The 13,229-nt window shown below is 46.0% G+C and carries 13 protein-coding genes; 3 read left to right on the top strand and 10 right to left on the bottom strand.

The genetic code is table 11. The annotated features are described in order from the left end of the window. Window positions 1-20 precede the first annotated feature (20 nt). The 4 genes from MKX59_RS01500 to MKX59_RS01485 form a co-directional block, all read right to left on the bottom strand. Window positions 21-1,430, bottom strand: coding sequence for a glycoside hydrolase family 1 protein (locus MKX59_RS01500; RefSeq protein WP_340858984.1), 1,410 nt, complete (start codon window positions 1,428-1,430; stop codon window positions 21-23). 73 nt (window positions 1,431-1,503) lie between these two features. Continuing rightward, the gene (gene celB, locus MKX59_RS01495) at window positions 1,504-2,832 is read right to left on the bottom strand and encodes a PTS cellobiose transporter subunit IIC (RefSeq protein ID WP_023990964.1); all 1,329 of its coding nucleotides are present in this window, start codon (window positions 2,830-2,832) and stop codon (window positions 1,504-1,506) included. A gap of 84 nt (window positions 2,833-2,916) precedes the next feature. Continuing rightward, complete coding sequence (locus tag MKX59_RS01490) at window positions 2,917-3,249, bottom strand: PTS lactose/cellobiose transporter subunit IIA (RefSeq protein ID WP_013312602.1); 333 nt, start codon at window positions 3,247-3,249, stop codon at window positions 2,917-2,919. Further along, window positions 3,242-3,559: a PTS sugar transporter subunit IIB gene (locus MKX59_RS01485; protein WP_013312603.1), complete on the bottom strand. Its 318-nt coding sequence runs from the start codon at window positions 3,557-3,559 to the stop codon at window positions 3,242-3,244. The genes MKX59_RS01490 and MKX59_RS01485 overlap by 8 nt, the downstream gene beginning before the upstream one ends. A gap of 510 nt (window positions 3,560-4,069) precedes the next feature. Between MKX59_RS01485 and MKX59_RS01480 the strand changes: the two genes are divergently transcribed. Further along, entirely contained in the window at window positions 4,070-5,185 is a 1,116-nt protein-coding gene (locus MKX59_RS01480; protein WP_069081042.1) for a WG repeat-containing protein, read from the top strand. 72 nt (window positions 5,186-5,257) lie between these two features. Here MKX59_RS01480 and MKX59_RS01475 read toward each other — a convergent pair whose 3' ends face one another. From MKX59_RS01475 to MKX59_RS01460, 4 genes are all read right to left on the bottom strand, one after another. Continuing rightward, window positions 5,258-5,695: a hypothetical protein gene (locus tag MKX59_RS01475; RefSeq protein WP_023990966.1), complete on the bottom strand. Its 438-nt coding sequence runs from the start codon at window positions 5,693-5,695 to the stop codon at window positions 5,258-5,260. A gap of 161 nt (window positions 5,696-5,856) precedes the next feature. Next, the gene (locus tag MKX59_RS01470; RefSeq protein WP_179085434.1) at window positions 5,857-6,006 is read right to left on the bottom strand and encodes a hypothetical protein; all 150 of its coding nucleotides are present in this window, start codon (window positions 6,004-6,006) and stop codon (window positions 5,857-5,859) included. Window positions 6,007-6,015: 9 nt separating this feature from the next. Next, the gene (locus MKX59_RS01465) at window positions 6,016-6,582 is read right to left on the bottom strand and encodes a hypothetical protein (RefSeq protein ID WP_069081039.1); all 567 of its coding nucleotides are present in this window, start codon (window positions 6,580-6,582) and stop codon (window positions 6,016-6,018) included. 13 nt (window positions 6,583-6,595) lie between these two features. Beyond that, window positions 6,596-8,182, bottom strand: coding sequence for a DUF4153 domain-containing protein (locus tag MKX59_RS01460; RefSeq protein WP_340857420.1), 1,587 nt, complete (start codon window positions 8,180-8,182; stop codon window positions 6,596-6,598). Window positions 8,183-8,329: 147 nt separating this feature from the next. On the opposite strand from MKX59_RS01460, the gene MKX59_RS01455 reads away from it, so the two are divergent. Beyond that, window positions 8,330-10,066, top strand: coding sequence for an ABC transporter substrate-binding protein (locus MKX59_RS01455; RefSeq protein WP_053326412.1), 1,737 nt, complete (start codon window positions 8,330-8,332; stop codon window positions 10,064-10,066). Window positions 10,067-10,278: 212 nt separating this feature from the next. On the opposite strand, the gene MKX59_RS01450 is transcribed toward MKX59_RS01455, so the two are convergent. Further along, window positions 10,279-11,679: a helix-turn-helix domain-containing protein gene (locus MKX59_RS01450; protein WP_028540871.1), complete on the bottom strand. Its 1,401-nt coding sequence runs from the start codon at window positions 11,677-11,679 to the stop codon at window positions 10,279-10,281. Between the two features lie 213 nt (window positions 11,680-11,892). On the opposite strand from MKX59_RS01450, the gene MKX59_RS01445 reads away from it, so the two are divergent. After that, window positions 11,893-12,138 carry a DUF6953 family protein gene (locus tag MKX59_RS01445; RefSeq protein WP_013312611.1) on the top strand — a complete coding sequence of 82 codons (246 nt, stop codon included), beginning with the start codon at window positions 11,893-11,895 and terminating at the stop codon, window positions 12,136-12,138. 41 nt (window positions 12,139-12,179) lie between these two features. On the opposite strand, the gene MKX59_RS01440 is transcribed toward MKX59_RS01445, so the two are convergent. Next, window positions 12,180-13,139, bottom strand: a complete 960-nt coding sequence (locus MKX59_RS01440) for a helix-turn-helix transcriptional regulator (protein ID WP_340857417.1) — start codon at window positions 13,137-13,139, stop codon at window positions 12,180-12,182. Window positions 13,140-13,229 lie beyond the last annotated feature (90 nt).

Here is a 13,229-nt window from a genome sequence, read left to right as displayed (position 1 = left end):
AGGCGGTCCAGAGGACCACCTTAGAATCCGTTATTATCGATCACCTGTTTGAACCAGTGCCCACTCTGTTTAACGGATCTCTTGCCACCGTCCTGAAGATCGACAGACACAAAACCATAGCGATTCTTATAAGCATTCGTCCAGGACCAATTGTCCATAAACGTCCATAAGTGATAGCCCTTCACATTGGAGCCTTCTGAGATCGCTCGTTGGACCCATTTGAGATGCTCACGGATAAAATCAATGCGATAGTCATCGCGGATCATGCCCTGTTCATCTCTGAACTTTTCTTCACCTTGAACGCCCATTCCGTTTTCCGAAATGAAGCATTCAATGTTGCCATAATTTTCTCTGACATTGGTCAGAATGTCGTAAATGCCTTTCTCATAAATCTCCCAGCCCCGCATTTCATTCATCTTGCGACCAGGCATGACGTAATAATCGAAGAAACGTTCCGGCACAAAAGGCGCATCCGGGTTCGGCAGACTTTCGCGAGCCTTGACTCTGCGTGGCTGATAATAGTTAATCCCCAGCAGGTCCACAGTGCCCTGGCGTATGATCTCCCGATCTCCGTCTTCCATGCTTGGTACATATCCCTCTTGGCGTAACAGCTCCACGAGCAAAGGATTGAATTCTCCCGTCACAGATGGGTCTAAAAAGGAACGATTAAAGAACGCATCGCATATTTCAGCAGCCTGCACGTCTGCCGGGTGCTGACTACGCGGATAAGTTGGCGTCAGGTTCAAAATAATTCCGATTTTGCCCTTATAACCGCCTTCTCTGTAAGCCTTAATGGCACTGGCGCTCGATAACAGGGTATGATATCCCACCTGTACGGCTTTACCGAAATCCACTTCATTCGGATAGTGGAAATCGTACAGATAGCCGCCTTCCACCGGGACAATCGGCTCGTTATGTGTAAACCATTTGGCTACACGATCCCCGAATAGCTCAAAGCAAGTGTTAGCATAATCCACGTAAGCCTCGACCGTCTCCCGGTTCACCCAGCCTCCACTTTCCTGTAAAGCCATCGGCAAATCAAAATGATACAAGTTCACAAACGGCTCAATACCCGCCTGATGCAACTCTTCAATGACGGCATTATAGAATTGAACCGCCTGCTGGTTTATTGCACCTTTCCCTGCCGGAAACAGACGCGACCAGGAAATAGAGAACCGGAAAGAGTTGTGACCAAGCTCTTTCATGAGTGCAATATCTTCTTTGTAACGGGTATAGAAACGGGACGTTTCGCCAGGTCCAACCTCGTCATAAAAACGGTTCGGCTCCTGCTCAAACCAATAATCCCAAATGTTCGGTCCTTTGCCGTCCCCCTCCACGGTTCCTTCTGTCTGGGTAGCCGAGGCCGATGAGCCCCACCAGAAGTCGGATGGAAAACGGTATTGAATGGTTTGCTGCTCTGTATCTTTCATTTCGGTATGATTCACAGCTCTACTCCTCTCTCTTTTGCAATGAATAAGCTGCTAATCTAGCAGCTTATCCACATTACATTCCAACAGTTTGATCCTTACCAGCAATGGCTGCTTGGCTAAGCTCCTCTTCCTGCTCTTTACGAACGTTCATCCGGTCAATAATTTTCAGGAACGGGAACCAGATGACAAAGACGACAGCCATATTAAACAACTGCAGCACGCCACCCATCAGGGAGCCCGTAGCCATCATTCCACTAAAGAACAACGGCATCGTCCAAGGAACCTGTATTCCGTTTGGCGGCGGCACAATCCCGGTGGTCATGGCAAAGTAAGTAATCAGCGTAACGATCATTGGAGAAATAACCCATGGAACAAAAATAAGCGGATTCATCACAATCGGCAGACCGAATATGACGGGTTCGTTGACATTAAACAGACCCGGTCCAAGGGCCAGCTTACTGACCTGCTTCAATTGCTTACTCTTCAGGAAGATCAGAATCGAAAGCACGACAGCCAGTGTCATACCTGTACCACCGATACCTACGGTGTAAATATCCACAAACTGCTTGGTGATGATATGCGGCAGTTCTGCTCCTTTGGAGTACGCTTCATAGTTTTCAAGTGCCAGCGTATTCCAGATTGGATCCATAACCGAGTTAATAATAATTTGACCATGAAGCCCAAAGAACCATAAAAGCTGAACAAAGAAAATAGCAATCAATGTAGGTATAATGCCACTGCCCAAATGCACCAGAGGTGCCTGTACAGCATGATAAATCAGATCATGCAGGTTATTATGAAGGGTCAGTGTAACTACAACATTAATGATCAAAAATATGCCCAATGTAATACATGCCGGAAGCAAAGCGGCAAATGATTTGGCAACTGCCGGCGGAACGCCTGGAGGCATTTTAATGACAAAATTCCGCTGCGTCACCTTTCGGTATATCTCAGCCGCGATAAAAGCGACGATCATACCAAGGAACATGCCTTTGGCACCGATCCGATCAACCGGAATGACACCAGCAATCGTGGCACCGCTTTCTTGTGTCAGCACAAACGGGGTGAGCATCAAGAAACTGGCCAACGCAATCATCCCGCCGAATATGGGCTCGACCTTATAACTTCGAGATAAATAATACCCAATCCCGACGATTACAAATAAGGTCATGATATTCAGTGTGGCATTAGGCGCAATGTTCAGCAGACTGCTAAAAGTCGCATAATTGCCGTCGCCCATCCACCCTTTTAGAAACGGCAGATTGATAATAACGACGATAATGGAGCCAAAAACCGTTAATGGAAATGACAGCATAAATGCATCACGCAGTACAGTAAGATAGCGGTTGTTGTTCAGTTTACCGGCAATAGGTATCAGTATCCGGCTTAATTTTTCAAACAAAGCCTATTCCTCCCCGCGAAGTGACTTGCATCAATAGGGTTGCAAGCTTTTCATGTCCCAAATTTCTCAAACTTACATGTTCCGTTATAAATTTCTGGATTTGAACAGTTCCAGCAATTCTAGAACCAGATCCTTCATGGTAACCGTGGACATCAGATGATCCTCGGCATGCATTAGAAGGAGCGAGAAAGGAGTTTGGGTACCTCCCGCTTCCTTCTTAACCATTTGAAAATGGATGTCATGCGCAGCACGTAAATCCTGCTTGGCTTGTTTGAGCAGTTCGTCCGCACCTTCTACATTCTCATTTCGATATTCTGTCAGCGCCTGAATTACTTTACTGCGAGCGCTTCCACTATGAAGAATAAGTTGGAAACTAATTTGCTCTTCCGTCAGTTCAGCTATATTGACTTTATCCATTTTTGCGTTCCACCAGCTTCACTGCTTGCTCATAGGCTTTCTTACCGTCAACCATCCCGTAGGCCATCATGTCAATCACTTCTACATGAATACCATATTGGGCTGCTTCCTTTTCCAGCTGTCCTTTAAGAAAACTCATTTGCGGGCCAATCAATACTGCGTCAGCCTTAGCCATATCTTCTGCCGCCTGATCTTGACCTACTGCCCAAATTTCAGCCTCGTCTCCAATGGACTTAGCATAATCCTGCATCTTAGTAACCAGCAAACTTGTAGACATACCTGAGCTGCACGCCAGCAAAATTTTCTTCATGATTGTTCCTTCCCTTCAAGGTCTGATTGGATGTTAAGTACTAGAAAACGTTTACAGCGTAATTATAAATCCAGTCTTTTGATTTGTCTATACATTTAATTTATATGTATAGACTTTTTTTAAAATGACACTGTTTCTTCACTTTTTTTCTTGAAAATGAACGTGATCTCTTATCTTTAATCTCTCAATAGTAATCGGTTTTCACTATAAGAGGTTCTGCCAAATGATATGTTATTCGATTCTGTAAAATGCTAACATGAGCTTACGGAGTAACTTGATAGCCCCTCCGTAGCCAAAGAATAGCTGGGGTGAGAAGAGATGAGTAGAGATGAGAATAGCAAGTGTCATACTTGGAAGCAGGGCTTTCTCATGTGCTGAAAATTAGAAAAATTTAGAATATCAAGAAACATTCCTACATTTTTATCGTCTATATTATGGAAGACCTTACGTATGAGGGTAAGATTTTTCGAAGCCTGAAGTTAAAAAGTCAACTCACAAAGGAGCTTATGCATGTTAAAAAAGTTAGGATTAGCTGCATTGATTCTGGTTACTAGCCTCTCCGTTATTGGAACAGGCTGGGCCGCATCCAGCACAACAACCATTGAAGTTTCTAAAACTGCTCTGGATTACAACGTTGCTCGCCCGCTGAGCGATGGTGCTTTTCATGATGGCTTATTAGCCGCTGAAACATCTGCTGGAAACCTCGTGTATTACAATTCCAAAGGAGAGAAAGCTTTCTCACTTCCCGCCGAGCTTAAACCCATTGGTGATTTTCATGAGCAGCGAGCCGTAGTCAAAAATACAAAAACCAATCTCTATGGATACATTAACACCAAAGGGGCACTGGTCATCCCTTGCCAATATACCGAAGCCAATTTCTTTTCTGAAGGAAAAGCAAAGGTAACCATAGCAGACACCAAAGAAAATGCAATTATAGATCGAACGGGAAAAATCCTTTCTCATTTTAAAGAAAATGTGGAGTCAGAATATGTATTTACAGACGGTCTGGCCCTCGCCTACGCCCCTAACACTGGCAAGATCGGTTTTGTGAATGCCTCTGGTCAACTAGCGATTCCTTATAAATACAAATACAGTCGTGGTTTCTCGAATGGCTTGGCTATTGTTCAGAATAGCAAAGGGCTATACGGATATATCAATACAGCAGGGAAAGAAGTCATTCCTCCTCAATATAAATCCGGTGGAGACTTCTCGGAAGGATTGGCCCCGGTGCAAAATACCAAGGGAAAATGGGGATTCATCAATAAACAGGGAAAAGTCGCGATTCCCTTTAAATTTACGGATGCCCAGGATTTTAGTGAAGGCCTGGCGAGTGTGAAAAATGCAAAAAACGAAGTCGGATTTATTGATAAAAACGGAACGCTGGTCATTAAATATCAACAAAAATACGATGTTGCCTCTCCGTTCAAAGAAGGCCTTGCTTTAGTCGGTAAACAAACACAATCATCCGTCTCAGACGGCAAATTCGGTTACATCAATCGTCAGGGGCAACTGCTGACTAAACTTGAGTACAGAGTGGAATCCTCCTCCTTCTCCAATGGCTATGCTGTTGCTTTTATCAAGCCAGGCAAAGCGTTCATTGTATCTAAACATTCTGTTTCGAAATAAAAAAACGACCCTGGAGGCAGATCGGATGGATCTGCTTCCAGGGTCATTAGATTGCCGATATCTCGAATCCAATTAGTCGTGTGTGTAGAATTTCACTCCAGGCAAATCTGCTGCCACCCACGAGTAGTTAATAGTGTTACTGTTATAATTTTTTGTCCCCGCCTGAGCAACCTGTACCTCTTTCAAAATCGTAATCGATGAACCCTTCGGTCTGACAACGACTACATGACCATGACCATCCGCTTTTTTGATACCGATGGTAGGATACCCTAGATTTGCTCTTTTTTGAGCATCCTGAAAGGTTACAGAGTCCCAGCCCGGCGCCTTTTTATTCAGTAAAGCATCAGCCATTTGATTGGCTAAGCCACTTGGCAGGGAAGCCGACATCGCAGACATCACATCTTGTGCAAAAATATTACACTTCGTTCCACCTACTGGCGAATACTTTTTGTTCGTTTCTACCTTAAAACCGTCAATTACAGACGCGTAAGTACTTGCACTTCTAGCCATTGAAATTCCCCCTGAATATAAGCTGTAGAGGAAATGACGGAGTCGCTTGAACATCTGAATGGCTCCACATTCATTGATGTTGGCCTCAATTCCCTCTCAACTATTAGGGTGAATTCCGGCTTACTTTAACAACGTAATACTACAAAAAATTAACTTCATTCTCACAACTGAAGGCTTTCTTCACTGATTACGGTTGGAACGATAAGCTCAGGAGGAGTCGTAGGCTTAGCTTGTGTTAAATAGTCTGCTGCCCCCATCATCAGAGCGATGCCGATAAATAGCACGACCCAATTACGATTCTTTTTCATCATCTGTACCTCTCATTCTTCACTGCGCCCGTTCAGCCACTTGAACCAATGGAGCAGATGACTGAATCGGTATTCATGCTGCAAAGCATACGTCCATACTTCAGGCTCTTCACCAGGCTCCTTCCAGACGAGCATGGAAAAGTGACCCTCTTCCTCGCTCGCAACCGACAGCAGCGAAAGACGATCATCCCCGAATCGGTATGGAGCCGATTCCACCCAGTAATTCCGCATATCGCTGATCCAGCTGCGGAACTGCTCTGTACCTGCGATCCGCAGCACTTCATCTGGCAGGAGCAGATGCTCGTCGATGTCCTTCCAATCCCCCGCATATCGGTACCGCGCTGCCAACATTGGACTGAGCGGTCGGGTTTTGCCGGGGGCCAACGTAGGCATATAGGCGACGGGAACGACCGGACCAATACTCTGGATAGCATAAGACTGGCATTCCTCCTCACTCATTCCGTAGGACATAGCCTCCGCGAGAAAATGGTTTCGTCTTACCCCAAACTGATGCTGATACTGTGACATCTCATCCTGTAGCTCCAATACCATACCCTGTACTGCATCTATTCCGATCATTCCCAAACACCTCTCATTCCAAAATATAGTCGTGCAATTCCCGTTGCGCTCGATACTTTGCCCAATTGAATTCAGGCCAAGCCGATTCTTCTCTCGTCATGCTTGTCAAACGGGCTTGTAAAAACTCATCCAGCGCTCCATGTTCCTTACGGCTAAAGTCAATCAGCAGCGGAATCGCGTCTGCCGATAGCTCACTCAAATATTCCTTATCTATCACCGATGTCGTACGATATCGTTCGAGATTATTTTCAGCAATCCGTATATCAATGCCCACATAGTTCACGACGACATAGGCGACCAGAGCGAGTACAATATAATATTTCGCCAACGGCAGTTGACGGAAATGAATGCGCACTGCTGCAATAAGCAGTAGCAAGCCCAGAAAAATCATAAACGCGTGTACCAAATAGCGGGTGTACGTATAGCCGTATGCTTCTTCGTACATAACCAGCCGGGTATATCCCGAGTACAGCATCACACCCGAACAACCCACGAGTATGTACAGCAGGCCGCTGTTCATTTTTTGCACTATACCTGAGCCAAATTCAGTCCACTTCAATACACTGATCATCAGCACAAAGTTGATACCTGTTACCATAACCAGCTCCCCGAATCCTCTTCTCGCATATTCAGCATACGAGGTTCCTTCGGGCAGAGCACCTTCCCATGCACCAAACAGATATCCGAACTGCAACACAACGAACACAACATACACCAAATTCATGACAATCAGCACCGTAGCGGTAATTACAGGATCAAACTTGATCGCGACCGGCTCGTGGTAAGGCACCGTTGGTCGGTCAATCATCACTGAAGAATGACCATCATACTCGGTGGTTGGACCATTCGTGCGCTCATTTAACCCGTGCCATGATTGAGTCTCTCTTTGCGTATTACGCGGAGCAGGCTGTACAAATCCCCACAAGTAGCAGAAGAAACAGAAGGTGAAAAAGCAGGTCCAGATCAGCCGCAGCATGCCACTCCCAAAGGACAGTGTGCCGATCCAATCGGGTATGCCAGATAACAGCTTTTCGAACATCCCATCTGCCGAAGCCAGCAATGATATGATGATGAACAGTAGCGGCAAGGCAATAAGCAAACCGATTATCACTTTGCCCAATACACGCTTACGCTCATCCTTCACATTCCGAAGGGCTACTGTCTTAACCATCCGAAACGGGGTCACGATATGACGAAAGTTTTGATAAAACCAATGGCTTAACGCCTGACCAATAATACCGGGTTCCGACCAGCCATGCCTTTTCTCCCCAAACAGCAGCACCATGTGTACGCTAATCAGAGCAGGTATCGCCAGCGCATTTAACACATATAGGACCGGATTATTGAACAGCGCATATGTCAATGCCAGCATGAAAATGATCACAAACAGTAAACGCCCTATCCATGATCCTAACTGGAAACGATCTCGATTAAAGGCATACATATAGGCGTAAAACACAATAACAAAAATTGGCATAGACACGCCCAGCCCATGTCTGTAAAACAGATATTGATGAACCAGCGCCAACACAATTGCGCCAGCAAAGGCGGACAGAAACGACGTTTTCGGCAAAGACGTTCCATTCATCTTGTCATGCATGGTAAATACCTCCACAAATATGCTTTATAACCCTTATTGTAGATGATAAAATAAGAAGATAAAGAGAAATTAATTCAAACAAAATTTCCTATTTTATAAAAGTGGCTACGCTTTTAATCAAATATAGGGGAAACGGAGCAACCTTGAATGAAACTCCATGCCCAATTTTTACGGCTTCACTCACACGCAGCTGACGACAAGGACGAAAACCATACCATAGAGACGACGCTGGATGAGCTGGCGGCTATTTTTGACTGTACTCACCGCAACGCCTTGATGATCATTCAGAAAATGGAGCAGCACGACTGGATACAATGGACTCCCCGCCGAGGCAGAGGCCGCCGCTCCAGTCTGCGCTTCCTCATTCAGCCGGAAGACATTGCCGTGCAATCCATGATGCAAGCCATAGACCGCCATGATATCAAACGCGCGCTGGATGAGATCCGAGTTCATTCACGCTCCTCCACCATGCAGGAGCATTTGCAAGGCTGGCTGCTAAATTATTTTGGGCATCACGCGGAGGTGCGCAGTGATCAGCAGCAGATCGACACGCTGCGTCTGCCTATTCGCCAGCAACTCTATACGCTGGACCCGTTGTACTTGAACTGGCTCGCCGAGTCCTTCGTATCCAGCCACGTCTTTGATGGCCTGGCCCGCCGGGCGAACGAAAGCGGTGAGATTTTGCCGGGATTGGCGCACGCTTGGGAGGTGGACGCCACTCGTACACAGTGGACCTTTTTCCTGCGTAAAGAAGTGCTGTTTCATAACGGAAAAATACTGACCGCTGAAGACGTCGTCTATACCTTTGAGCGACTGAGTCGGGCGCCGGGAAGGCGACTTTATCATTTTATCGTCCGGCAAATTCAGCACGTCCAGGCGTTGAGCCCGACGATGGTACGCTTCGTACTAAAAGAGCCGAACGAGCTATTTCTATCCTTCCTGTGTACCAGCCGGGCTGCGATTGTGCCGCGTGAGCTTAATCAGGTGGGTGAGGCCGCCTTTGGCATCCGCCCTATCGGTACAGGGGCATTCAAAGTCACGGAAATGAACGAAAGCCTGTGTACACTGGAGGCTTTCGCACCTTATTTTCAAGGCCGGGCTCATCTGGACCGAGTGGAAATTGTCCAACTCCCGTGGGCGACTAAGCTGGAATCGTCGGATACGGAAGACACCGCTTCTTCTTTTCACATTATCCATAATCCCGTATCAGCGGGAGATACGGATACCGCATGGAGCCAGATTCACTCGGCGGCTTCGGTACGCAAATTTATCACATGTAATACACACAAGGATGGACCGTTGCGCAACCCAGAAATACGTGCCCGCATTGTAGCATGTCTGGATCATCGCTCCCTTCCTCCAGCAGTGGATTCATCTAACGATTCTTATGAACCACTGGCGGCACTACAAATTGCTACCATTCCCGAGTATAAAGCGGACGCAGACCGGGTTGCGGCTCAGCTCGAATCCTGTGGGTATACCTGTAACATCGTGGCCGCATCTATGAATGAATTCAAAAGCTCATCTATCCGTATGGAGTCAGACTTAATCATCTTTTCTCTCTTTCGTGACCGTGATGAGCAATTACGCCTGTTTGACTTGTATCTCAATGTATCTGGGCATGTGGAGCCTCATAGCCGTGTGGATATCGAAAGACTGCTGCGTGAAATTGCACGGGAGGCCGATCATACTGTTAGGGCGCAGCAATTTGAACATATCGAAACTCGGCTCATGGATGAGCACCAGCTGCATATTTTATATGAAAAGCCCGTTCAGACGGCCTATCTTCCTTCTGTGCGCGGTGTATCTTTTAACAGTCAGGGCTGGGTGGATCTGCGTCATGTCTGGTTTCCGCCTGCTCAACTTCCAACTCCCCACTCTTGACGGCAAAAGTGCTCCTTCAAATGCACTTCCACATCAAAAAAAGGTATCCTCTTCTTCATAAGAGGATACCTTTTGGGTTACGACAATCTAGACCTTTTCAGGTAGATGTATCAAGGGATGAAAAAGCCCATCCCCCCAGCCCATGACTGTGGACGTCGCTAGGATCTTCCATAGGGGGGGGAACGGGTGAAAAATTCAATAGGACAAAAACATTAAATGCGAGCAGAGAAAAAACGATCTTTTTTATCATGGATGTACTCTACCTCTCCAAGTAAGTTTTTATATTCCTCTTTGTCCTCAGAAGTGGCAGTATGCCGAAACTTTTCAAATAATCCTACACATTTGATTGTGACAGGATTACCATTCAGCACGACGGAATAGGAAAGGCTCTCGAGCAGGAATTTCATACCTTTGGAATAACGATGTTTGTTGAGATCATAACAAGCCATCTCTGCCAAAAATCGTGCATAGAGATCTGCTGACATTTGCTCCGTATAGGTCCCTACCTTGACATGCTGATCTGCAAATGCCTCAATTTGTTTTTCAAAGCGCTGCAGTACATGATCTACATTAAAATCATAACGGTTGGCCGCTACCATAATTTTATGTAGCCCCACCAGAATTTCACCTTCGTTTTTTTCCAAATAATCTACATACTGTGGAATCACATCCAGGCTGCCGGACATCAATTGATATAAATACCCGTTGGCCTCAGCCCAGTTGCTACAAAGGGCCTTCAAACGCTGAGCTTCTTCCGTATCCTCTTGCACCCAGCTCAAATCAGAGTATAGGGATACAAATTCCAGCGCCTTCTGATAATCCCCGCGCTCATCCCACACCCCGGCGCGCAGCACATAAGAGTATACAATATACATAAACAAAGGACCCTTAGGTTCCTTGCCACGCTCCGATCTTCTGGTATTTCCGTATTTTTGCTCGTATTGTACCTTGGCTTTTTGAGCCATTTTTTCAGCAAACCATTCTACTTTATCCCAACGCCGCAAGGAGGCATAGGTATTGGCCAAGTCTCTTAAGGCATCCAGTTGGTCTGCTTCACCCAGTCGGTCCACAAAGCTTTCGAAATGTGTGGCTGCCCATAAGTTTTCGTCCTGGTCATCGCCAACGGCAATCGTAAATAAACGGTATTGGCAGAGCGCCAGACGCTCTGAATGTTGGTACTTTTCACTTTCCGAAACATTTTTATAAATAATTGCCGCAGCCTCGAACTTACCTTCACTGAATAATTCTTCTGCTGTCTCAAACAAAGCTGGGGCGTATATGAGATAGTCCATCATAAACTCCACGACTTGCTTAATACAATCCAGTTTGTTCAGCTCTGCACAGCGATGCAAAAAGGGGCGAACCCGTCGCCAATTCGGTGCCGTATTCCGTATAAATTCATCAATGTATAACTCATAGAGGCTCCCTTCTTCAAGCCCCATGCCTTCACCAATCCGATCCAACAGCAGCATCGCAATCGGACGATTACCGTTAATAATGGCACTGATCGTTCCTGCATTAATACCTGTGTTCTCCCCAAACTTACTAATCGTAATTCCTTCTCGTCTGATGTACTGCTCCAGCTCTGCGCGAATTGTGGTTGTTTCCTTCAAATCAGGCACCCCCAGGGATTACTTGCATGATTACAATACAAAAAAAGAAAATTCCCGTGAATATTCCCTTAATTATACAAAAGAAAGCCCACTTAGCCAACCGCTCAAGTAAATTTATATCAGAAAATTCAATAATTCTCCGAATTGCCGTATACTACGGGGAGGTGAGCCGAACAGCTACACCCAATCGGTACGCAGGAAAGGATACGACAAATGGACAACACCCCTACAACAGAACAAGAGATTGCACAATGGATGGTCGCGCAGATCCGTGAAGTGGGCACCCTGAAACAAGAAGATGCAATTGCATATGTACGCTCTGAGTATGGAGAGCAGTATGTGTTTATAAGCGAGCATGGTCATGTATCTCTGGAAAAAGAAATCAAAAAAGCATTCCGCAAGCTTCATGGTGGCAGAATTGCCTGGGATCGTGACGGATTTCTCTGGGCCTGGACTTAACAAGCAAAGCATCTGCCCTAGGCAGGTGTTTTTTTAATCATTTATCCATATATCCTCTGGAGTCGGTTAATTTCTTCCTTCACAAACTGTCGGAGTGTTACAGGCTCCACAACTTCAACCCTACCGATCCAATCCATCGCATCGCGACAAGCCGCTTCATAACTATACATGTTGACCGTTAGAATGAAATGATTGCCTTCCTGTACAGACTGGATGATTTCCATTCTTTTCGCTATAATTCCCGCTTGCTTCTTATTCGTTCGGATCAGAACGGGATAGTATTCTTTTTCTGTACAAAGCTGCTTAAACGCGGTTTCTTGCCTCATCCAATGATGTTCCAGCGAAAAATCGACCGGAACCTCAAACACTTCCGCAGACGGCTGAACCTCCTTGATTCGCTCACATTTAAAGGTCCGAATCTCCTGCCCAACTTCACAGAAGGCAATGAGATACCAATCTCCTTTTTTCACCACAAGTCCATAGGGATGCACATGACGGGAAGAACAGATTCCGTCAGCCTTCTCATATTGAATGGTTATTTTATGGGACCCCCACACTGCAGCTCTCACGGCCTCAAGACAAGGAATGGCTATACGTTCCGTCCACCACGGCGTATCATCAAAATAAAACCGTGCTTTGGCTTTCTTAATATCGGACTGATACGGGTCTGGCATCGTCTGTTCCAGTTTGAGCAGAGCATTCTTTAACTTCAAACCCGATTCGGTGGGCCCGCCTGTATAAATGCCCATCCCTGTTAAATACAACTGAATGACATCCCCGCCATTCAACTGTTTCAGGTTCGCCGTATAACCCTCCATTAAATAAATTCCGCCCTTCGGGCCGGATGCGGTAACAATCGGAACGCCGGCTTCAGCCAGGAGGTCGATATCCCTGTAAATGGAGCGTACAGAGGTTTCCAGTGCCAACGCCAATTCCTTGGCCTTCATTCTCCCTCTAGATTCGATACATAATAAAATCGCGATTAAACGATGCAGTCTCACAATCATACCTCCACAATAGATGGTTAACCCGAATTGAAAAGATGATGCAAAGATTGTTGACACCCTGTTGGCAGCAATAGGTGTGTATCA

Source organism: Paenibacillus sp. FSL R7-0340 (assembly GCF_038002205.1).
GTDB classification, from domain to species: Bacteria; Bacillota; Bacilli; order Paenibacillales; family Paenibacillaceae; genus Paenibacillus; species Paenibacillus polymyxa_B.
The sequence above is the reverse complement of the archived record's forward strand: the minus strand, read 5'-3'. Positions and strand labels throughout refer to the sequence as shown.